Source organism: Nocardia sp. X0981 (assembly GCF_977089955.1).
Map to the genome: position 1 here is coordinate 5,000,554 of NZ_OZ372435.1, position 20,743 is coordinate 5,021,296.

The window sequence follows — 20,743 nt, forward strand, 5'->3', positions numbered from 1 at the left end:
TCTGTCCGCCTTTCCACTGAATGGGCAGCGGATATCCCCGGGCCCGGACTTCCTCGTCGCACTGCACCGGCGGCGGCCGATGGCGTAATGCTCTCAGCTCACTTCCTGTGAGCTGAGACGCCGCCACCCTGGCAATCCGTCCCACTCATGCGCCCGGCCGTCCCGCGCGATCCCGAACCACCGCACCCGGCCGGAACGACAGCGCACGATCTGCGGCATCGCCCGCTACACCATGACAAAGGAGTCGGCCCTTGCGAATCCGAGACCGCATGGCTTCTGCACTGGGCGCGGTGGCCGCCGCAACTCTGCTGCTCACCTCGTGCGCCGGGGTGGCCCCCGTGGAACGCGAACCGGCCGGAGAACCGCGTCGCGGGGGGACGGTGACGCTGGCGTGGAATACCGAAGCGCAGTCGGTGGATCCGGTGACCTGCGCGATCGGTATCGGCGTAGGCCCCTGCCAGGCGATCTACGGCGCACTGCTCTACTACGACGCCGCGACGCGGCAGATCGTTCCCGGCATGGCGGAATCGTTCACCAGCAAAGACGGCAAGGCGTGGACGCTGAAGCTGCGTGCGGGTGTGACGTTCACCGACGGCACGCCGTTCGACGCCGCTGCCGTGGCCTTCAATTGGCAGCGCGCGCTGGACCCGAGCCGGCTCTCCCCGAGCAGGGCCGCGGCGCGGATGATCAGCTGGCAGGTTGTCGACACGACAACGTTGCGGGTGACTTCTCCCGCGGTGAACTACCAGCTCCCCTACCAGCTCACCGAGCCCCTGGCATTCATCGGTTCGCCCACGGCCATTCAGCGCAAAGGCGCGGACTTCGCCACGTCGCCGGTCGGCGCCGGCCCCTTCGTCTTCCGTTCTTGGGCGCGCGGCACCGAAATGGTCCTCGAGCGTAACCCCGGCTACTGGGACAGCCCCCGCCCCTATATCGACAGGTTCGTGTACAAGACGATCCCGGCCGACGACCAGCGCTACAACGCATCACAGGCCGGCGAGGTCGATGTGATGGTGGTGGTCAGCGATAGATATGCCGGCCGTGCCCGTGCCGCCGGCCTGGAGGTCGTCCAATACGCACAGCTCGGCGGGAACGGAGTGCGGTTGAACAGTAGGGGCGCTCTCGCCGATCCCGATTTGCGCACCGCGATCGCAAAACTGATCGACAACGAACAGATACGTGCGGCCGCCGTTCCCGGCGAACAGGGTGCCGAATACTTCGTCGCCGAGGGCCGGCCGCTGTTCGACGAGGCCGCGAAATGGCCCGAAAAGGATATCGCCGGCGCACAGCGACTCATCGACGGCTTCCGTGCCCGGCATGGTGGAGGGAAGGCGGTCCTCTCCTATGTCACCACCGCCGGAAGTCCGGTACTCACCCGCGTCGCCGAAGTTCTCCAGGCTCAACTCCAGCAGGCGGACGGACCCGAGCTCGAGATCAAGGCACTCGACGGCGCCGGATTCGCCGGCGCACTGGTTTCCGGAAAGTACGACCTGATCCTCAACGCGCTCGGTGGCGCGCACCCCGAGAATCTGTACCGGGTGTTCCACACAAAGGGTTCCGGCAACACGGCCCACTATTCGAACCCGATCGTGGACCGGGCACTGGAACAGGCCCAGTCCGCCAGCGATCCGGCGGTGGCCGACGAGGCCTACAAGACGGCGATCCGGGAGCTGGTGGCCACCACTGCCTACCGGTATTGGCGGCCGGCCGTGACGAGTCTGATCCTCCGCGCGGACGTCTACGGAGTCGAACCGACCTATCAGTACTGGATGCGCCCCGAACTGGCGTGGATACAGGAATGAGGGACAACATGACAACCTGTGCCCGCGGCGCCCGGCAGTCTCGGTGGGCGGACCGTTGACCGGACGTGTGCTCGCCGTGTACCTCGCGAAACTGGCCGCCGTGCTGCTTCTGGTCAGTATTTCGACATTCTTGCTGCTGGAGATGACCCCGGGAGATCCGCTGGCCACCTTGTTGCCCGAGGGCGCCACTCCGGAGATGCGTGCGGCGGCCGCCGAACGCTTCGGTCTCGACGGACCCTTGCCGGAGCGGTATGTCGAGTGGCTGGGGTCCGCGTTACAAGGCGACCTCGGCCGCTCGATGCAATCGCAGCTGCCGGTCACCGTGGAACTCGCCGGTCTGTCGATACTCGTGGCGCTGCTCGTTGCCGTCCCCGTCGGCGTCTGGGCGGGGTACCGGCCGGGCGGGATCGCGGATCGGGTCACGACCTTCCTGTGCTCGGTGACCCTCTCGATTCCCAGCTTCCTGCTCGGCGTGCTGCTCGTCTTCGTGTTCGCCGTGACCCTGCAGGCACTCCCGGTACTGGTCTGGACACCGCTGTCCGAGGGCCTCGGCCGGCATCTGAGCGGTCTGATATTGCCGGTCGCGACGCTGGCCGCCATCGAAGCTGTCGCCTTCATCCGCCTGCTGCGCAACGATATGGTCGCCACGCTGCAGCAGGACTTCGTCCTGTCGGCGCGGGCCCGCGGTATCCCCACCGCCCGGATCCTGTTCGTCCACGCGTTGCGCCCGTCGGCCTTTTCGCTGCTGACCGTGCTCGGTGTCTCGATGGGCCGCTTGATCGGTGGCACGGTGATCGTCGAATCCCTGTTCGCGCTCCCGGGTCTGGGGTCGCTGGTCCTCACCGCGATCAATTCCCGGGACTATCTGCTGGTCCAGGGCATCGTTCTGGTGGTCGCCGTGGGCTATGTCCTGATCAACGCGCTGGTCGACCTGGCATACCCCGTGCTCGACCCGAGAGTGAGAACGTCATGAGTACCACCACCGAGAAGGCGGTCGTTTCCGGCAGTACCACACCGGGCCGGCCGGCCACGGGAGTGCCGCCCGCTCGTCACAAGCGGCGGCGCGGATTCGGTGCCCTGGCCGGTGCGTCCTGGCTCGCCGCGATCACGCTGGCGGCTGTCGCGGCGCCGGTGCTCCCGCTGCCGGATCCGGCGAAGATCACCGACCAGTACTCGATACCTCCGTTCCGGCAGGCCGCCCACATATTGGGGACCGATCCGCTCGGGCGGGATCTGCTGAGCCGGGTGGTCCACGGCGCCCAGATCTCGCTTTCCGTGGCAATCGGCGCGACACTGCTGGCGCTGACCGTGGGAACCGTACTCGGTGTGACCGCCGGTTTCTTCCGCCGCAGCGTCGACATCACGTTCGATATCGGCACCAATACCATCCTCGCGTTTCCGCCACTGATCCTGCTCATCGCCTTGGTCGCGGTGCTGGAACCCAGCATCGGAACACTGGTGATCGGTCTCGCGCTGGTCGGTATGCCGACATTCGTTCGTCGAGCCTGGGCCGGTTGTCGTATGCGCTACCTGGTAGGTGATCAGAAGTACTACGCGCCCCGGCCGGCGGGTCGTTGCCCGCGAATATTCCACTACGCGAACCGATACTTACACAATCAGTACAGCCGAAGGATCACGCCGCTCCGCGGATCAGCCGACGAGAGGTGCGATATCCGGGGACCATGCCGTCCCGGCGGGCCGCGGTGTCCGCGTGAAGGATGCGACCGTCCGGCCCTCGGTGGGGCGGACGCGCAGCGGTGGCATTCCGGAGGCATTGCGCCACACCACCCCCGCGGCGCGCCGCACATCGGAGATCACCGTCTCGATCCGGACAGATTTGGTCGGGCCACACAGAGACAGAGCGAAGTACCCGCCCTCGCCGGTGGCGATCGGCGCCGCCACCACTGTCACGCCCAGTGCGCACCCTTGCGCGTCTACCGCCACTCCGCCACGATCCCGCGTTCGGTTCAGGTCGCGGTCGAGCTGGACGGGCGAACACACGGTGTAGCAGGTGGGAGCCGTACCGAAGTCGATACCCGGCCATTCGTCCTCGGGGACAGCGGCCAGCAGCGCCCGCCCCGCAGCGGTGCGGGCGGCGGGTTGCCGCGCCCCCACACCCCATTCGCCGGCGTCGCCCGGCCACACACCGACACGGTCGAGGTGAAGAATCTCCGCGCCGGTCAGCATGCTCAGATGAGCGGTGAGGCCGGTCCGGCGATGCAGTTCGGTCATCACCGGTAACGCCGCACGGTGCACACTGCGCTGTCGCGTGAACTGTGTACCCAGCTCGAACATGCGGTGCCCCAGCGCGTATTTGAACTCGTTGCGCTCCACCCAGCCGAGCTCGACGAGGCGTTGCAGGATGCGATGTGCCGAGGACCTCGGCAGGCCCGAACAGCGCGCGACCTCCGCCAAGGTCAAGGGCCGCTGCCCGACGAAGGTTTCCAGTATCGACGCCACTCGGTCGATCATCGCCGTGGGGGTTTCGCCGATTCGCGCCGTTGCCATGCACACCTCCAGCCGACTGGGTCAGCTTCTGTCTATCTGTCAGATCATGACAGGTGTGATTGTAACCACAGGATCACGCAGCTGTAAAGCAGCTCACAGCCGCAGCGGAGACATAACCGAACTACGCGGTCTGCCCACCGTCGATCACGAAGTCCTGTCCCGTGCAGTAACCGCTGGCATCGCCGGCCAGGTAGGCAACCAGCGCGGAGACTTCCTCGGGACGCCCCACCCGGGCGATCGGCAACCGCTCCACTGCGCCCCGGCCCCTGCGGGTCTCCTCCGACACCATGGCCGTGTCGATCGCACCGGGACAGATGGTGTTCACCCGAATCCCGCGGCTGCCCAGCTCTTTCGCCACCGACCGCGTCACGCCCCGCAATCCCCATTTCGCCGCGGCATAGGCCGGCGCGTCCCCGTAGCCGGTCAGCGCCGCCGTGGAAGCAATGTTGATGATCGAACCACCGGCCCCCATCGCGGGTAGCACGGCCTGCATACCCAGGACCGAACCGATCAGGTCGACATCCAGGACGAATCGCAGGTCGGCCTCCGACAGTTCCGCGAGCGGCGCCTTACGCAGCACGCCGGCATTGTTCACCAGCACATCGACCCGCCCGAACCGGTTCACCGCCGCGTCCACGGCCGCACGCCATGCCCCGGCGTCCCGGACATCCAACTCGACCGATAACCGGGGCCCGGTCAGGTCTGCCGCGGTCCGCGCGAGCGCCGCCGTATCGAGGTCGGCGAGCACCACCGCCGCACCGAGCGCCGACAACTGCCGTGCATGCGCGGCGCCTTGACCGTGTGCCGCCCCGGTCACGAGTACAACCTTCGTACTGAGATCGAGCAGATCTCCTCCGACTTCCCGCATGCGGTAATTCCTTCCGTTCGAGCCGACACCGTGAGTGTGGAACGGGGAACGCCCTTCCTTCACCCAGGTTTTCCGGTCAGCGGAAATAGCTGCCTCACCGACCCTCCCGATCTGCCGCAGTCAGAAGGGCTCGCCGTTTTCGCGACGAAACGGCGAGCCCTTCTGACTTTCGGTGCGCTATTCGGCGCGGTGCCGACCGCCCGACTCCGCAAACGCCCGCCGAGCGGCGAGACGGTCCGCGGTCGCCCGGTCCAGCAGTTCGATCACCTGGCCGAGCGGATCCCGGTGGTAGACAGCGCTTCCAGGGGATACCCCGTCGTGTCCACCGGACATCCACAGCGGGGCACCGCGCGCGGCCAGGTCCGCCGACGCGGCGACCAGATCGTCGACCACGAAACCCAGATGGTGGATACCGGGCCGCGGCCGCCAAACCGGTGAATCCGGCACCGTGCGAATCAGTTCGACGAACGGGGGCCCCGCGGACAGGCCCATGCGCTGCACCGGGTCGTACCGGACCCCGTCGATCAGGCAGGGGTAGTGGCCCTCCACGAAGAGTTCGACGTCCGCTCCGTAGAGTTTGCGCAGCGCCGCGGCCGATTCCTCGAGGTCGTCGACCACGATCCCGACGTGATGGAGTTGGGCGAGGTCGTAGCCCATGATCAGTACATTCCCTCGTCGATCGGCACGCCGAACTCCCCGCGCCCGTACATTGCCAGCGCGCGCTCGACATCGTTGATCACGTGCACGCTTCCGGCGTGTGCGTCCCGCCAGTGCCGTTCGATCGGGTTGTCCCGCTCGAGCGAATGCCCGCCCGAGTTCTCGAACAGCATCTCGATCGCGTGCAACGAGCGTTCGGTACCCAATACCTGGTCACGCCGGGCGCGTAACCGCACCCGTTCGGGGATCTCCTCGCCGGCTTCGACATAGCGGGTCTGCTCGGCGAGGTTGTGGTCCAGCATGAGCGCGGCGGCTTCGATCTCACCGGCGGCCCGGGCGACCCGGACATGCGCGAACGGATCCCCGGACACTTTCTGCCCACCGTAGGAGAGTCGTACTCGTTCCTTCATCCGCTCGACGTGGGCGGTATAAGCGCCTTCGGCACAACCGATGATGGCATTGGTGATCGCGTAGGAGAACACCATTCCGAACGGCAACTTGTACAACGGGGCGGTATTGACCTGCTGACCCGGACCTCGCAGTTCGTTCTGCTCGAGCGAGCTGTAGGCGCGATGCTCGGGCACGAACGCATCCTGGATGACGATATCGTTGCTTCCGGTGCCGGAGAGGCCGACCACATTCCAGACGTCCTCGACCGCATAGTCGCCGCGCGGTACGAGTGCGGTGAGGTACTCCGGCGGCGCGCCGTTCTTACCCGGACACAGCGTGCCGAGCAGTACCCACTGGCAGTGGTCGCTACCGCTGGAGAAACTCCACCGGCCGGTCAGCCGATAGCCGCCCTCGACTTCGGTCAGCGTGCCGGTCGGGGCATAGGAAGACGACACCAGCGCATCCGGCGTTTCCTTCCACACATCGTCCTGGGCCGCTTCGTCGAACAACGAGATCTGCCAGGGATGGACCCCGACGACAGAGGCCACCCAGCCGGTGGACGGGCAGGCCGCGGCCACCTCGCGCACCACCGCGTACAGGTCCGCCGGATTGCTTTCGTACCCGCCGTACCGTTTGGGTTGCAGCAGTGTGAAAACACCGGCGTCCTGTAGTTCGCGAATGGTCTCGGCGGGTACCCGCCGCTGCCGGTCGGCTTCGGCGGCACGCTCCCGGATCGCCGGCAGCAGCGGCCGGACCCGATCGAGTATCTCGTTGCTCATGAGTCTGTTCTTCCTGATCCGCTTGGCAATGATGTGGGCGTACAGCCTCGGCTCCGCCCGGTCACCTGGTATACGCGCCCCACGCTGTGCCGAAGCACGATAAGCCCGGTCACGCCGGACGGCGGGCGAGTATCTCAACCACCGGAACGTTGCAGGGAATGCGCTCTCACCTGTCTCGGCCGAATGCGAATTCCACTGACCAGGAAAGAACGCAGACGTCTCTGATTTCGCCGTTCAGGATGAGGCCCTGATCACTTCCGAGGAAGGACCCTCCATGAGTTCGGCACCCGGTCCGGAATCCGTTTCCACCGACCCCACGCAGCTGCGCAGGGTCGCGGCTTCCAGCCTGCTCGGCACCGCTATCGAGTACTACGATTTCCTGCTCTACAGCACGATGACCGCACTGGTGTTCAACAAAGTGTTCTTCCCGGACTCGAACCCGGCGCTGGGTACGATCGCCGCCTTCGGCACACTGGCCGCCGGCTATGTCGCCCGGCCGATCGGTGGCATCGTGTTCGGGCATTTCGGCGACCGTATCGGTCGTAAGAAGATGCTCGTACTGACCATGGCGATGATGGGTGTCGCGAGCTTCCTCATCGGTGTTCTACCCACCTACCAGGCTGTCGGCATCATCGCACCCCTGCTGCTGGTGTTACTGCGCGTCGTCCAGGGCATTGCGATCGGCGGCGAATGGGGCGGGGCCACCCTGATGGTTACCGAGCACGCCGAACCGTCCAGGCGTGGCTTCTGGAACGGCGTCATGCAGATGGGCTCGCCGATCGGCTCGTTGCTCTCCAGCGCGGTCGTGGCCGTGGTGGCCATGCTTCCCGAGCAAGACCTGCTGTCGTGGGGCTGGCGAATCCCGTTCCTGGCCAGCATCGTTTTGCTGGCGGCGGGCCTGTACACGCGGATCGGTGTCACCGAGAGCCCGGTATTCCGTGCAGCCGAGGACACTGACGCGAAGCCACAGATCCCGTTGCTATCGGTCCTGCGCCGGCCGGGTAACCTGCTGCTGGCCTGCGGCGTCGGTATCGGCCCCTTCGCGCTCACCGCACTGATCAGTACGTACATGATCAGCTACGCCACCTCGACCGGCTACGAACGGTCCAGTGCTGTCACCGGTCTCCTGTTCACCGCGAGCACCGCGCTCATCGCCATTCCGCTGTTCTCCGCCCTGTCCGATCGTGTCGGGCGGCGGCCGGTGGTGCTGACGGGAGCGGTCGCCATCGTGGTATTGGCCTGGCCGATGTACGCGCTCGTCGATACCGGTTCGGTGCCACTGCTGATCCTGGCCATGGTGCTGGGCCAGGTGGTCCAATCCGCGATGTTCGCCCCGCTCGGCGCGCTGTTGTCGGAGATGTTCGGTACGTCGGTGCGCTACACCGGCGCCTCCATGGGCTACCAGCTGGCAGCATTGATCGGTGGTGGTTTCACGCCGCTCCTCGCGAGCGCGCTGCTGGCCGGTGGTCCGACCAGCGTCCCGCTGATCATCCTCGCGATGTGCTGCGGACTGGTCACGATCGTCTCCATCTACCGCCTCGAGGAGACCAGCGGTCAGGATCTCCGCGACACGATCGCCGTACCCGCACGGTAAGCCGGAACAGGCAACCACCCGACCGGCCGCCACGGCTCCCTGTATCCACATGACAGGCGCCGCGGCGGCCGATCCCGGTTTTTCGGATTTCCACTGCTGCTGCGCCCACGCTGAAAGTCGCGTTCCCGATCCGGGATCGGACGATATCGGCGTTCCGCCTTGTGGACACTTCGCTTGCCGAGCTTCTCGACCGGCAATACGTTCGATCCGTCCAGCGACCGCCGAAGGGGCCGCCCGGTACCGGGTTCCCGCCGGTGCCCTGAAAGCCGGTTCACCAACGCGAAACGCAACTGTTGCCGCAGACGAGTCCGAGCCCCGGATCGGCACCCAAGCGCGGCGAATGTTTTTTCGTGATATCCGAAAACCCTGCGCTGAAACGCTTTTAACCTCGAGGAGAGTCATTGTGGTCGCACACCATGCCGTCGTCACCGGCGGGGCCAGCGGAATAGGTGCCGCAGTCGTAGAACGATTCCTCGAACGAAATCTGAAGGTCAGCGTTTTCGACCTCGGCGCGCCCACACGATCTCGCGAGGGCGTGGACTACTACCAGGTGGACGTGACGGATCGCAGCGTGGTGGAGTCGGCACTCGCGCAGGCCTCCGCCGGATCACCGGCTCCCGATGTACTGGTGACCAGTCACGGTATTCGTGGGGCTTTCGTCCCGGCCCTGGAACTCGACCCCGACCGAATCCGGCGCCTCTTCGACGTCCACGTCCTCGGGACGTTTCTCGTCGCTTCCGCTTTCGCGCGGCCACTGCTCGCGGATGGCAAGAATGGATCGGTCGTCACGATCTCGTCGACCACCGCGTACGGCGGCTGGCATCGGCAGGCCGATTACGGCACCGCCAAAGCCGCGGTGCGCCAGCTCACCGCCAACCTCGCCGTGGAATGGGCGCCACTGATCCGCGTGACCAGCGTCGCGCCCGGCCATACGCGAACCCCGATGGTGCAGGACCTGATCGACAACGGCTACGACATCTCCGCCACGGAAGCCCGGACACCGCTGGGCCGCCTGTGCTCTCCGGATGAAATGGCTCGATCGATCGAACATCTCGCCCTCGATGCCACCTTCGTGACCGGCGTCTGTCTCCCGGTCGACGGTGGCTGGACGACGGTCGGCAAATGAGCGCGACTTCGTTGCCACACCGGAAACTCGGCGACCTCACGGTCCCGGCCATCGGTTTCGGTGCCATGACGATCACCCAGGTGGCCGGCTACGATATCGACCGCGGTCGGCGCACTGTCCACGCCGCCCTCGACGCCGGCATACGACTGTTCGACACCGCGGACGTCTACGGACCGGCCGGGAGCGGGGATGGCGTCAACGAACTGGCACTCATGGACGCGCTGCGTTCCTGGCCCGGTGCCACCGACGACATCATCGTGGCCACGAAGGGCGGCCATCTCCGTTTCCCCGAGACCGATACGTGGTGGACGAACGGCAGCTACGAACATCTGCGCCGCGCCTGCACGGCGTCGATCCGGCGACTCGGACTCGAGCCGATACCGCTGTACCACCACCATCGGCCCGACCCCCAGCTGCCCTACGAGCAGTCCCTGTCCGCTCTCCGGGCACTGCACGACGAAGGCCTCATCGCCCGGGTCGGGATCTCCAACGTCGATGTCGAACGGATCGATATGGCCAGATCCATCCTGGGCGATGCGCTCGTGTCGGTGCAGAACGAATACTCACCGGCTGTGCGGACGGCCGAGAAGGAGATCCGCGCATGCGAGAAGCATGGACTCACGTTCCTGTCGTGGGGACCGTTCGGCGGTATGCGGCAGGCCGAGAACCTCGGCGCCGGCGGGTCGCCCTTCGCCGACGTCGCCCGCGCGCGCGGTGTGAGTATCCACCAGGTCGCGCTGGCCTGGCAGCTGCATCGGTCACCGGCCGTCATCCCGATCCCCGGTGCCTCACGTCCCGAATCGGTCCTGGATTCCGTTGCCGCAGCATCGCTGATGCTGACGGCCGAGGAACTGGCCCTGCTCGACGCACCGGAAGAACCCGGCTCCTGACCGGGCTCCGGCTGTCGAACCGATTTCGCGAGCCCACACGAGCACCGGAACCTCACCGGCAGCCCGCAATCGCAGAAAGGAGACCGATCCCATGAGCAGACTTATGCACCTGGCGGTATTCGCACAGGGAGTCGGCGTCGGCCAATCGGTCTGGCGGTCGCCCCGCACCGCCCCGGAACGCATGCACTCGTTCGACCACTGGGCACATCTCGCCCGGGCCGCCGAACGCGGCTGCTTCGACGCGTTCTTCATCGCGGACGCACTGAATCTGTCGACCGCGATCGAAACCGACGCCACCGATCGTCCCGATCCGCTACCGATCCTCTCCGCGCTGTCGGTGGTCACCGACCGCATCGGGTTGATCGGCACCAGTTCGACCACCTACAACGATCCGTTCACGGTCGCGCGGCAGTTCGCCACCCTGGATCACCTCAGCAACGGCCGGGCCGGCTGGAATGTGGTGACCACCGCGATCCCGGCCGCCGCCGAGAACTATGGCTCGGCCGGGCTGCCCGACCACGCGGACCGCTATGCGCGCGGTGAAGAATTCGTCGACGTGGTCCGGGCGCTCTGGGAGGGCTGGGATCCGGATGCCATCGTCGCCGACCGGGAAGCGGGTATCTGGGCCGACCGGGCGAAACTGCACCGTATCGACTATCACGGGCAGTTCTTCGATGTCGCGGGACCGCTCACCATCCCCCGTTCTCCGCAGGGCCTGATCCCGCTTGCGCAGGCCGGCTCGTCGCCGACCGGGATGCAACTCGGTGCCCGCGTGGCGGATCTGGTGTTCGCGACACAGCATTCGATCGAGTCCTCGCTCGAATTCGCCGAGGGTATGCGCAGTCTGGCCGAAGCAGCGGGCCGGGATCGTTCGGCGGTCAAGGTGCTGCCGGGCGTTACCCCGATCATCGGCCGTACCGACGAACAAGCCCGCGAGCTGGCGATCGAATTGGGGTCGTTGATCAGCGAACAGACCACCCTGAAATTCCTGAACCAGACCTTCGGCGGGATCGATCTGTCCCAGTTCGACCTCGACGAGCCCTTCCCGGATTTGCGGGATTCGTTGCCCCGCAATGCCAGTGTGGGCAGACCTACCCTACTCACCGAAGTCGCCCTGCGGGAGAAGCTGACCGTGCGCCGGCTCGCACAGCGGGTGGGGCTCAGTATCGGTCACCGTACGCTCGTCGGTTCGCCCGATACGGTCGCCGACGACCTGCAGCGGTGGTTCGCCGCCGGGGCCGCCGACGGATTCATCGTGCTTCCCGCCGACCTGCCGCTCGGGCTCGACGAGTTCGTGGACGAAGTCGTGCCCCGGCTGCAGGACCGCGGTCTGCTGCGAAAGAGGTACCGGGGTGACACCTTGCGTGATCATCTCGCAGACGAATGACGCACTCACCAGTGCACATCACCACGAACGCCATACCAGGCGACGTTTCCATTTCCGATTTCACTACGAGGAGATCTATCGTGACCAGGGTCATCTACGCACGCAGCGTCCACGACGAGGCCGAGATCAATGCCTGCCTGGAGGTATTGCGGGGCGGGCCGTACGCACTGAAGATCGGCAAGAATGTCGCCGAGATGGAAGCCCGGGTCGCCGACCTCTACGGCAAGAAGCTCGGACTGATGTGCAACTCCGGTTCTTCGGCGCTCTACCTCGCGCTCGAACTACTCGACCTGCCGAAAGGCTCGGAGGTCATCACCTCACCGCTGACCTTCTCCACCGACGTCTCCCCCATCGTCCGCGGCGGCTGGATCCCCGTATTCGTCGACGTCGAACCCGATACCTACAACGCCGATCCCGCGGCCATCGAGGCGCTGGTCACCGATAGGACCAAGGCGATCCTGCTGCCGAACCTGGCCGGAAACGCACCCGACTGGGACGCCATCCGCGATATCGCCGACCGCCACGGCCTGAAGGTCATCGAAGACTCCTGCGATTGCATCGGCACCACCCTGCGCGGCACCAAAACCGGCAGCCGTTCCGATATCACTGTCACCAGTTTCGCGATGTCACACATCATCACCTGCGCGGGCAACGGCGGCATGGTCTGTGTCGACGACGAGCAGCTCCGCGACAAGGGCCTCATGCTGCGCCGCTGGGGCCGGCGCTCCGAACCCCACCTCTTCGGGTCGCAGGCCGCCCGCACCGGCCGGGTCTTCCGCGAGGATCTCGACGGCGTCGCCTACGACAACGACTTCATCTTCGATGTCCTGCCCTGGAACTTCGAGCCGTCGGAGCTCGGTGCCGCCTTCGGCCTGGTCCAGCTGTCCAAGCTCGACAAGAACTATCAGCGCCGCGCGGAAATCTTCGACGCGTTCAACGGCGCCTTCGGCGCCTACCCGTCGCTGTTCCGGCTGCCCCGGCAGAACCCCGAATTCCACACCGCCTGGCTGTGCTACCCGGTCACCATCCGTGAAGACGCCGGATTCGCCCGGGCCGACCTGCAGGACCACCTGGAGGCCGCGGGGATCGATACCCGCACTGTGTGGAGCGGCAACGTCACCCGGCATCCGATGATGCGCGGGGTCGAATACCGGGTGCCCGAGGGCGGCCTGCCCAACGCCGACGAGGTGTTCGAACGGGGCATGTCGCTGGGTATGAGCCACGGCATGACCGCCGAAGAACTCGATCACGTGGTGGCCCGGGTTCACGAATTCGCTCGCCGTTACGCACCCGCCACCGATTGAATCCATCGTCCCGATGAAGGGTTTGCCGCTGCCGGTATCCGCGCCGGCAGCGGCAAACCCTTCTGGGTGAAATGTGGTTACGGGCTCGCCACCGAGCCGGTCAGCCCCAGCGCCAGGTATCCGCGCCGTACGCCCCGGCGGCCACCGGTTCCGATGCCAGTTCCCGGAACGACGACCGATAGAACAGCAGCGGGGCGGCTTCCCGAATCGGCCCGACGGCGGTGACCCGCGCGATCACGATCGTGTGGTCCCCACCGGGCAGCTCCTCCTCGAGGGTGCATTCCAGCGAGACCAGCGATCCTGCCAGGGCGGGGGCACCGTTACCGCCCGGCGCCCACTCCACACCGGCGAACTTGTCGGTGCCGCTGCGGGCGAAGGCACGGCAGACCTCGTCCTGGTCGGCGGCGAGGATATTCACACAGAATCGGCCGGCCGCCCGGATCCGGGGCCACGAGGTCGAGGTCACCGCCGGACAGAAACTCACGTACGGCGGCTCCAGCGACAGCGACGAGAACGACTGGCAGCTGAACCCGACCGGACCCTCCTCACCGATCGCCGTCACGATGGTGACCCCGGAACAGAACCGGCTCAGCGCCGATTTGAACTCGCCGGGTGTGGGTTCGGACCGTGGGGTAGCGGGTATCCCCGGCAGCCCGGTCGCGGCCGCCATATCCAATGCGGCGAGATGGGCGAACACCATCGAGGCACCGATCGGGTTACCCCCACCCGGGTAGGCGGTGCCACTCACCGCCGCCATCGAGTTCCCCGCGGCGTACAGACCGGGGATGACCGCACCGGTGGAGTCCAGTACGCGGGCTGCGGTATCGGTCCGCAGGCCGCCCTTGGTACCGAGGTCCGACAGGCCGAACGCCGCGGCACAGTAGGGGCCGCCGTCGATCCGCACCAGCGGGTTCGGGCAGCCCGGTACCGACCGGTCGTAGGGTTCGCCGCCGCGGTCGAAATCCGGATCCGTTCCCGCGTCCACCGCGGCATTGAAACGCCGCACGGTCTCGGTCAGCGCCTGCGCCGGTACCCCGATGAGCTCGGCCAGTTCCGCGAGAGTATCGGCGCGATGCCACAGCCCGGCCGCACGGTATGCCTCGTGATCATCCAGCGGGATTCCGGCGAACAGGACCGGCGGCGCGAGATCCGGGGTGCCGCTGTAGATCATCCAGTAGGGCAATTCGATCCGGCCCGAATCCATAGCGGCGAGCACGTCCCGGCCGACGCGGTCGTAGGGTGCGGATTCGTTGGTGAAGCGGCGGCCTTCACTGTCGACGAGAATGCCGCCGGTGAACCACATCGAGAAGGTCGAGCTACCGTCGGGATGGGTCAGGCCCGGAGCCCACCATGCCTCGTTCATCAGATCCACGTCGGCCCCCACACCCATCGCCGCTTCGATCGCCGCGCCGGTATTACCCGACGGCGACATCGAATCGCGGGCGAAGTTCGGGACCCCGAAGGTGGTGCGCATCCGGTTGTTCCGCTCGAACCCGCCCGCCGCGACCAGCACTCCACGAGTGGCCCGGATTCGCCGCAGCCCCTGGGGCGTCGATACCGACGCCCCCACCACCCGGCCGTCCAGCCGGATCAGCTCCCGGCATGCCGTGCGTCGTTTCAACTCCACGGTCGGCAGCGCCCGCAATGCCAGTAGCAGTCGGCCGATCAGGGCACGGCCGCCTTCCAGCTGATCGGGTACCGGCGCCGACCGGCGATCGGTGGCCAACGGTGCCCGTACCTCGGCCGCCAGCTCCCCCAGCGCGTCCGCGTGCAGCGGGACCGGAATGATGTGGCGACCCGTCGACCGCGCATGCGGTGCTTTGCCGAAGTAATCGGGCCAGGGCAGCACTTGGAACCGCAGCGCCGGATCCTGCTCGAGGTACTCCACGAGTGGTGCGCCACCGGTCACGAAAGCCCGCTGGAGTTCGGCCGGCGTCCGGTCGCCCACCACGGCCCGGAAGTACTCCAGCGCATTCTCGGCCGTATCGTCGTCGCCCGCGCGCCGCAGCACCGGGTTGCCCGGAAACCACATCCCGCCGCCGGAATACGCCGTGGTGCCACCGAACCGGTCGGTGGCCTCGGCGACGATCACCTGCAATCCCTCACGCCCGGCGGTGTAGGCGCCGGTCAGCCCGCCACCGCCCGAACCGAGCACCAGCACCTCGCATCGTTCGTCCCATTCGACCGCTGAATCCACCCAGCTCATGGGGTTACCCTTTCTCACCACAACCGATGAGCCCCGGTCGCCGCTCGGGTGGCGGCCCGCACGGCGGTGATCGGTGCATTGCTCATTTCCGGACCCGACGATGGTGGCAGCAATACGGACCCACGGTAGGCCACCATTCCGTTCACCGAGATACCTACGCGAAACGAGGTGTCCGGTCAGTGAAATGTGACCCCGTTCACCGCCTCGGCGGTTGATACAACCGAGGAGTAGTGGAAGCCGCCGTTTCACCGGTGCCTCAGCCCGCTTCCACACCATTGCTCGAGGAGAGTCCGCTATGACAACGACGCAACCGGATCAGGACGTCCGGCAGATCGAAGCCGGAGCCGTGCCCACGCGGTTCGCCCGCGGCTGGCACTGTCTGGGTCTGCTTCGTGACTTCCCCGCCGGAAAACCGCACACCATACAGGCCTTCGGGACCAAGCTCGTGATCTTCCGCGGCACCGACGGCACCCTCAACGTTCTGGACGCGTACTGCCGGCATATGGGCGGTGATCTCAGCCAGGGCGAGGTCAAGGGCAACGAGATCGCGTGCCCGTTCCATGATTGGCGCTGGGGCGGGGACGGTCGCTGTAAGCAGATTCCCTATGCCCGCCGTGTCCCGCCGCTGGCGCGTACCCGGGCGTGGACCACGCTCGAACAGGACGGCATGCTGTTCGTCTGGAACGACCCAGAGGGCAAACCACCGACCGAGGACGTCGCCATTCCGCGCATCGAGGGCGCGGGCAGCGACGGGTGGACCGACTGGCACTGGTACACCACGGTGGTGAACACGAACTGCCGCGAGATCATCGACAATGTCGTCGATATGGCCCATTTCTTCTATATCCATGGGTCGCTGCCGACGTATTTCAAGAACGTTTTCGAGGGTCCGATCGCCACGCAGTACTTCAAGAGCGGTTCGCGGGCGGACTTCCCGGCGCCCGAGGGACAGCCGAAAATGCTAGGCACCTCGTCGGTGGCCTCCTACTACGGCCCCTCGTTCATGATCGACGATCTCACCTACCACTACGAGCAGGGCGACCAGCGGACCGTACTGCTCAACTGCCACTACCCGATCGACTCCGAATCGTTCGTGCTGCAGTACGGCATCATCGTCGAGAAATCCGCGGGCCTGCCCGACGAGGAGGCGATGCGCGCCGCCGTCGCACTCGGCGACTGGGTGAAGATCGGCTTCGAGCAAGATGTCGAGATCTGGAAGAACAAGGCGCGTATCGACAACCCGCTGCTGTGCGAGGAAGACGGCCCTGTGTATCAGCTTCGGCGCTGGTACGAACAGTTCTACGTCGATGTCGCCGATATCCGGCCCGAAATGGTGGATCGTTTCGAGTTCGAACTCGATACCACCCGCCCGCTGGAGGCATGGAATCGGGAGATCGAGGAGAATCTCGCGCGGCAGGCCGATGCGACGGGTTCGGCGACATGACCGCCGCCCGTACCGACAATCGCCTGCTCGATACCCCCATGCAGCCACTGCGCTGCCGGGCGTGCGCCGCCGAGCTGCTGGTTCGTAAGAGCAGCTGGCACCAGACCAGCGTGCAGTGGAACGCCGAGGCGTTGGCGACCTGCCGGGAACTGGGCGCGGCGCCGATGCCGGGGCCGTCCCTGGCGGGGTGCTCACAGTTGCAGGAGACGATCCGGGATGCCGCCACCTCCGGCAAGCTGCCGGTCGTGGAGCACACCCCGGCCTGACCACATCGTCGGGCACGCCGGCCGCCGGCGTGCCCGGCGCGTGTCCCCCGGCCCGCGGCTTCCGCCGGTCTCAGCGTCGGATGCGCAGCGAACCGCAGACCGGCGCCGGCCAGGTCAGCGCATTACCGGCCGCGATCTTGCGATCGAGCGCCGCCGCAAGATCATCCGGTACCGGGCTCGCGCGCCGCTCTTCCAGATCGACGTGCACCAGCATGATCTCGAGCGTATTGGACAACACGTCACGTTCGTCGTCCACCAGGAACGTCATCAGATGCATCGCTTTATCACTGCGGTCCAGAACCCTCACGTGCACGGTGAACGGATCGCCCGCACGTAGTTCGCTGTAGTAGACGAGATGATGTTCGGCGGTGAACACGCCCAGCCGGCGCTCTCCCCGGTAGCTCTCGTCCACTCCCAGCTCACGCATCAGCACGTCCGCGGCCTGTGAGCTGAGATCCAGGTAGTGCAGCACGTTCATATGGCCGTTGTCGTCGATCTGGCGCGCGGTCACCGCCGCGGAGAGCGCGGCCGGGATCTCACGGATCTGCTCGGCTGTCGGAACAACATGTCTCATGCTCCGATCCTCCGATACGCCCGATCTTTCCGCTCCCGAGTGTCCGCTCATCGAAACACTCCGCGGGTCCGGCTGCCGGGCCGTCAGCGCCCACTGAGCGGAAGCATCTCGCCGGAGGCCGGCCAAGCTGTGCCAGTCTCGGCAGTCCGGGCGGCACCGCCAGTGAATTCCGCCCCTGAGCACAGGAGCAAACCGATATGGGCGTTCTCCAGCGGTATAGCGGCCGCCGGGTACTGATCACCGGGGGCGGGTCGGGTATCGGCCAGGCCAGCGTATTGCGAATCCTGGAAGAAGGCGGGCAGGTGGTCGCCGCGGATATCAGCGAGGCCGGATTGGCAGATACCACCGACAAGGCGAACTCCACCGCGCTGAGCACCCTGACCATGGATATCGCCGACGAGGAGTCGGTGCGGGCGGGTGTCGCCGAAGCCGTCCAGCGGCTCGGCGGGTTGGACACCCTCGTCAACGCGGCCGGTGTGTTGCGCTCGGCCCATTTCGAGCAGACCACGCTTGCCGATTTCGAACAGGTACTGCGCATCAACCTCGTCGGCACCTTCCTGGTAACCCGGGAGTCGATCGCCGCGTTGCGCGACGGCGTGGGACCGGCGGTGGTGAACTTCAGTTCGACCTCGGCCGCCTTCGCCCATCCCTATATGTCCGCCTACGCCGCGTCCAAGGGCGGTATCCAGGCGATGACCCACGCCCTGGCCCTGGAGTTCAGCAAACAGGGGATCCGGTTCAACTCCGTGCAGCCCGGGTCCATCTCCTCCGGGATGACCGATGGCACCGGCGAAGCCAAACAGAGCATCGGCCCCGGACTGCCCGCGGACGTGGACTTCGGGATGTTCGCCAAGGCTTCCCCCGCGCTCCCGCTCGACGGCGGAGCCATCTTCGCCGGTCCCGATGCCGTGGCCGCAGTGGTAGCCATGCTCGGTTCACCGGACGCCTACTTCGTCACCGGGACAGAGGTCCGGGTCGACGGCGGCTCGCATATGTGACGCGCTGACCCCTGCACTGTTCGCGAGTGGGCCGGAGCAGCACGCCTCCGGCTCACTTCGCTGTCCTGCAACGGCCGGCTACTCGCCGGATGTAGGCGTTCCGGCTTCCGCAGCAGAACTTGCCGCGGCATGCCGAGCGGCGATGTAGCCGTAGACCAGGCCTTGCCCGATGGTGGCGCCGGCGCCGGGATAGGACGCGCCGAAGGCGTTGCCCGCCGTGTTGCCGATGGCGTACAGACCCTCGATGAGGCTTCCGTCCTCCCGGAGCACCCGGGCGTGCTCGTCGGCGACGACACCACCGCAGGTCCCGAGGTCGCTGAGGACCATCTTCACCGCGTAGTACGGTGCCTTGCGCAGGGCGGACAGGTTCGGGTTCGGGCGCACCGTGGGATCACCGTAGTAACGGTCGTAAGCACTGGCGCCACGCTGGAAGTCGGGATCGGACCCGGTCTCGGAACAGTCGTTGAACCGAGTGAATGTCGCGGTGAACGTATCGACCGGCACACCGATGGCCTGCGCGAGGGCGGCCGGGTCCTCGGCACGGTGGGCGATGCCCGCGTCGAACCAGGTCTTCGGGATCGGCTGCCGCGGGAAGATACCGCCGGCCATGATATAGCTGTTGCGGTAGCGCTGGTCGAAGACCAGCCACATCTCGGTAACCGGGTTCCCGGACCGTTCGCGGGCCAGGACAAGCTGTCCGAAGGTCATGTAGTCGGTGGCTTCGTTGATGAACCGCCGGCCGGACTGATCCACGATGAACGAACCCGGCAGGGAGCGTTCCGCGAGCATCACGGCCGGCGCCCCACCGGGCAGCGGTGCGAATGCGGGGAACCACCAGGCCTGATCCATGGAGACGGTACCGGCGCCGAGTTCCTGCGCCGCGTCGATGGCGTCGCCGGTATTGCCTTCGGAGCCGAGGCTCGCGTGCGGGATGAGCGCCGGGGACTGGTACTTGTGCCGGGCGTCGATATCGTGGTCGAAACCGCCTGCCGCCAGCACGACACCACGGCGGGCCCGCACCGTGACCTCACGTGCGCCCTGTCGTAGCACAGCACCCGAGACCCGGCACCCGTCGTGTACCAGCCGCACCAGGCTCGTCTCGGTCCATACCGGCACCCCCGCGCGCAGGACACCTGCGAACAGGCCCGCCGCCAGCGCCTGCCCGCCGGCCAGGTATTCCCGTCCGATGAGCATGCCACCGATACCGACCGCGGCCCGGCGCAGAATGCGTGGCAGGGCCTTCAGCGGTTTGCGCGCCACGAGGTTCATCCACTTGTAGTCCGCGCCCGTCACGGGCATCGGCACCGGCGCCTCCATCACGCCCGGCCGCAGCCGCGGGCGCTGATCACCGAGTACCGAGGCGTTGAACGGACGGCATTCGCAGGTGCGGCCAACGGCGCGGCCACCGGGTTTTTCGGGGTGGTAATCGGAATAGCCTTCGGCCCAGAAGAACCGCATCGGCGTGGTCCGCTCCAGCATCGCCACCGTGTCGGCGCCGTGATCGAGGAAGGCGGTGCCGCGTTCGGCAGGGGCCGATTCTCCGACAACAGCGCGTAGGTAGGTTCCGGCTTCCGCCACGCCCTGTTCGTGCGGCTCCGGAAGGATCGAACTTCCCGGAATCCAGAAGGCACCGCCCGACCGCGCGGTCGACCCGCCGACATACGCCGTCTTCTCGGCGATCACCACCGACAATCCCAGTTCGTGCGCGGCGAGCGCGGCCGACATACCGGTGCCCGAACCGATGACGAGAAGGTCGACGATCGTGTCGTGGGCAGGTACTAGCGGGGGCATTTTCTTCACCATCTGGTCCGGGCTCCACATTCCGATCGGGACGACAAGTGCAGGTAAACGTAAGCCGCCCGAACCGGTGCCTCGGCCGGATTTTCCATTGAGCGGGAAGCTCGCCCGACCTCGCATCTTCGTGAGCTGCTTCACATACCGCCGGGTCTA

18 protein-coding genes and 1 pseudogene are annotated in these 20,743 nt (G+C 66.5%); 10 read left to right on the forward strand and 9 right to left on the reverse strand.

Annotated features, from left to right (window positions below):
• Positions 1 to 269 precede the first annotated feature (269 nt).
• Positions 270 to 1,802 carry an ABC transporter substrate-binding protein gene (locus ACYR7D_RS21910; protein ID WP_459546405.1) on the forward strand — a complete coding sequence of 511 codons (1,533 nt, stop codon included), beginning with the start codon at positions 270 to 272 and terminating at the stop codon, positions 1,800 to 1,802.
• Between the two features lie 55 nt (positions 1,803 to 1,857).
• Positions 1,858 to 2,775, forward strand: coding sequence for an ABC transporter permease (locus ACYR7D_RS21915; protein ID WP_459546406.1), 918 nt, complete (start codon positions 1,858 to 1,860; stop codon positions 2,773 to 2,775).
• Positions 2,776 to 2,851: 76 nt separating this feature from the next.
• Here the strand turns inward: ACYR7D_RS21915 and ACYR7D_RS21920 are convergent, their stop codons facing one another.
• The 5 genes from ACYR7D_RS21920 to hsaA all read right to left on the reverse strand — a co-directional run bounded on the left by ACYR7D_RS21920 (position 2,852) and on the right by hsaA (position 7,004).
• Entirely contained in the window at positions 2,852 to 3,181 is a 330-nt protein-coding gene (locus ACYR7D_RS21920; protein ID WP_459546407.1) for a hypothetical protein, read from the reverse strand.
• A gap of 271 nt (positions 3,182 to 3,452) precedes the next feature.
• Positions 3,453 to 4,310, reverse strand: a complete 858-nt coding sequence (locus ACYR7D_RS21925; RefSeq protein WP_459546408.1) for an IclR family transcriptional regulator — start codon at positions 4,308 to 4,310, stop codon at positions 3,453 to 3,455.
• Between the two features lie 121 nt (positions 4,311 to 4,431).
• Positions 4,432 to 5,178 carry an SDR family NAD(P)-dependent oxidoreductase gene (locus ACYR7D_RS21930; protein ID WP_459546409.1) on the reverse strand — a complete coding sequence of 249 codons (747 nt, stop codon included), beginning with the start codon at positions 5,176 to 5,178 and terminating at the stop codon, positions 4,432 to 4,434.
• 177 nt (positions 5,179 to 5,355) lie between these two features.
• Positions 5,356 to 5,835, reverse strand: coding sequence for a VOC family protein (locus ACYR7D_RS21935; RefSeq protein WP_459546410.1), 480 nt, complete (start codon positions 5,833 to 5,835; stop codon positions 5,356 to 5,358).
• Positions 5,836 to 5,837: 2 nt separating this feature from the next.
• Positions 5,838 to 7,004, reverse strand: a complete 1,167-nt coding sequence (gene hsaA / locus ACYR7D_RS21940; protein WP_459546411.1) for a 3-hydroxy-9,10-secoandrosta-1,3,5(10)-triene-9,17-dione monooxygenase oxygenase subunit — start codon at positions 7,002 to 7,004, stop codon at positions 5,838 to 5,840.
• Positions 7,005 to 7,278: 274 nt separating this feature from the next.
• On the opposite strand from hsaA, the gene ACYR7D_RS21945 reads away from it, so the two are divergent.
• The 5 genes from ACYR7D_RS21945 (at position 7,279) to ACYR7D_RS21965 (ending at position 13,305) form a co-directional block, all read left to right on the forward strand.
• Entirely contained in the window at positions 7,279 to 8,598 is a 1,320-nt protein-coding gene (locus ACYR7D_RS21945; protein ID WP_459546412.1) for an MFS transporter, read from the forward strand.
• Positions 8,599 to 9,001: 403 nt separating this feature from the next.
• Positions 9,002 to 9,724: an SDR family NAD(P)-dependent oxidoreductase gene (locus ACYR7D_RS21950; protein ID WP_459546413.1), complete on the forward strand. Its 723-nt coding sequence runs from the start codon at positions 9,002 to 9,004 to the stop codon at positions 9,722 to 9,724.
• Positions 9,721 to 10,614, forward strand: coding sequence for an aldo/keto reductase (locus ACYR7D_RS21955; protein ID WP_459546414.1), 894 nt, complete (start codon positions 9,721 to 9,723; stop codon positions 10,612 to 10,614). Before ACYR7D_RS21950 ends, ACYR7D_RS21955 begins: the two co-directional genes overlap by 4 nt.
• 91 nt (positions 10,615 to 10,705) lie before the next feature.
• The gene (locus ACYR7D_RS21960; protein ID WP_459546415.1) at positions 10,706 to 12,001 is read left to right on the forward strand and encodes an LLM class flavin-dependent oxidoreductase; all 1,296 of its coding nucleotides are present in this window, start codon (positions 10,706 to 10,708) and stop codon (positions 11,999 to 12,001) included.
• A gap of 80 nt (positions 12,002 to 12,081) precedes the next feature.
• Positions 12,082 to 13,305 (forward strand): DegT/DnrJ/EryC1/StrS family aminotransferase, encoded by a 1,224-nt coding sequence (locus ACYR7D_RS21965; protein WP_459546416.1) that lies wholly within the window; start codon positions 12,082 to 12,084, stop codon positions 13,303 to 13,305.
• Positions 13,306 to 13,405: 100 nt separating this feature from the next.
• On the opposite strand, the gene ACYR7D_RS21970 is transcribed toward ACYR7D_RS21965, so the two are convergent.
• Both ACYR7D_RS21970 and ACYR7D_RS21975 read right to left on the reverse strand, forming a co-directional pair.
• Entirely contained in the window at positions 13,406 to 13,975 is a 570-nt protein-coding gene (locus ACYR7D_RS21970) for a flavin reductase family protein (RefSeq protein WP_459550244.1), read from the reverse strand.
• A pseudogene (locus tag ACYR7D_RS21975) lies at positions 13,964 to 15,511 on the reverse strand (FAD-binding protein); the annotation flags it as partial. The gene ACYR7D_RS21970 and the pseudogene ACYR7D_RS21975, both read right to left, overlap by 12 nt.
• Before the next feature lie 295 nt (positions 15,512 to 15,806).
• On the opposite strand from ACYR7D_RS21975, the gene ACYR7D_RS21980 reads away from it, so the two are divergent.
• Positions 15,807 to 16,955, forward strand: coding sequence for a Rieske 2Fe-2S domain-containing protein (locus ACYR7D_RS21980; RefSeq protein ID WP_459546417.1), 1,149 nt, complete (start codon positions 15,807 to 15,809; stop codon positions 16,953 to 16,955).
• The gene (locus tag ACYR7D_RS21985) at positions 16,952 to 17,221 is read left to right on the forward strand and encodes a ferredoxin (protein WP_459546418.1); all 270 of its coding nucleotides are present in this window, start codon (positions 16,952 to 16,954) and stop codon (positions 17,219 to 17,221) included. The genes ACYR7D_RS21980 and ACYR7D_RS21985 overlap by 4 nt, the downstream gene beginning before the upstream one ends.
• A gap of 70 nt (positions 17,222 to 17,291) precedes the next feature.
• On the opposite strand, the gene ACYR7D_RS21990 is transcribed toward ACYR7D_RS21985, so the two are convergent.
• Complete coding sequence (locus ACYR7D_RS21990; protein WP_459546419.1) at positions 17,292 to 17,795, reverse strand: thioesterase family protein; 504 nt, start codon at positions 17,793 to 17,795, stop codon at positions 17,292 to 17,294.
• Between the two features lie 197 nt (positions 17,796 to 17,992).
• Between ACYR7D_RS21990 and ACYR7D_RS21995 the strand changes: the two genes are divergently transcribed.
• On the forward strand, positions 17,993 to 18,793 hold the full coding sequence (locus ACYR7D_RS21995) for an SDR family NAD(P)-dependent oxidoreductase (RefSeq protein WP_459546420.1): 801 nt from the start codon (positions 17,993 to 17,995) through the stop codon (positions 18,791 to 18,793).
• Between the two features lie 78 nt (positions 18,794 to 18,871).
• Here ACYR7D_RS21995 and ACYR7D_RS22000 read toward each other — a convergent pair whose 3' ends face one another.
• Positions 18,872 to 20,584: a 3-ketosteroid-delta-1-dehydrogenase gene (locus tag ACYR7D_RS22000; RefSeq protein WP_459546421.1), complete on the reverse strand. Its 1,713-nt coding sequence runs from the start codon at positions 20,582 to 20,584 to the stop codon at positions 18,872 to 18,874.
• Between the last annotated feature and the right edge of the window lie 159 nt (positions 20,585 to 20,743).

What these genes read in the sequence shown, in the direction of transcription:
- ACYR7D_RS21955 (WP_459546414.1), top strand. Translation starts at nt 9,721, where the DNA reads ATGAGCGCGACTTCGTTGCCACACCGGAAACTCGGCGACCTCACGGTC.
- ACYR7D_RS21930 (WP_459546409.1), bottom strand. Translation starts at nt 5,178, where the DNA reads ATGCGGGAAGTCGGAGGAGATCTGCTCGATCTCAGTACGAAGGTTGTA.
- ACYR7D_RS21910 (WP_459546405.1), top strand. Translation starts at nt 270, where the DNA reads ATGGCTTCTGCACTGGGCGCGGTGGCCGCCGCAACTCTGCTGCTCACC.
- ACYR7D_RS21925 (WP_459546408.1), bottom strand. Translation starts at nt 4,310, where the DNA reads ATGGCAACGGCGCGAATCGGCGAAACCCCCACGGCGATGATCGACCGA.
- ACYR7D_RS21935 (WP_459546410.1), bottom strand. Translation starts at nt 5,835, where the DNA reads ATGGGCTACGACCTCGCCCAACTCCATCACGTCGGGATCGTGGTCGAC.
- ACYR7D_RS21980 (WP_459546417.1), top strand. Translation starts at nt 15,807, where the DNA reads ATGACAACGACGCAACCGGATCAGGACGTCCGGCAGATCGAAGCCGGA.
- hsaA (WP_459546411.1), bottom strand. Translation starts at nt 7,004, where the DNA reads ATGAGCAACGAGATACTCGATCGGGTCCGGCCGCTGCTGCCGGCGATC.
- ACYR7D_RS22000 (WP_459546421.1), bottom strand. Translation starts at nt 20,584, where the DNA reads ATGCCCCCGCTAGTACCTGCCCACGACACGATCGTCGACCTTCTCGTC.
- ACYR7D_RS21945 (WP_459546412.1), top strand. Translation starts at nt 7,279, where the DNA reads ATGAGTTCGGCACCCGGTCCGGAATCCGTTTCCACCGACCCCACGCAG.
- ACYR7D_RS21985 (WP_459546418.1), top strand. Translation starts at nt 16,952, where the DNA reads ATGACCGCCGCCCGTACCGACAATCGCCTGCTCGATACCCCCATGCAG.
- ACYR7D_RS21995 (WP_459546420.1), top strand. Translation starts at nt 17,993, where the DNA reads ATGGGCGTTCTCCAGCGGTATAGCGGCCGCCGGGTACTGATCACCGGG.
- ACYR7D_RS21960 (WP_459546415.1), top strand. Translation starts at nt 10,706, where the DNA reads ATGAGCAGACTTATGCACCTGGCGGTATTCGCACAGGGAGTCGGCGTC.
- ACYR7D_RS21970 (WP_459550244.1), bottom strand. Translation starts at nt 13,975, where the DNA reads ATGGCGGCCGCGACCGGGCTGCCGGGGATACCCGCTACCCCACGGTCC.
- ACYR7D_RS21990 (WP_459546419.1), bottom strand. Translation starts at nt 17,795, where the DNA reads ATGAGACATGTTGTTCCGACAGCCGAGCAGATCCGTGAGATCCCGGCC.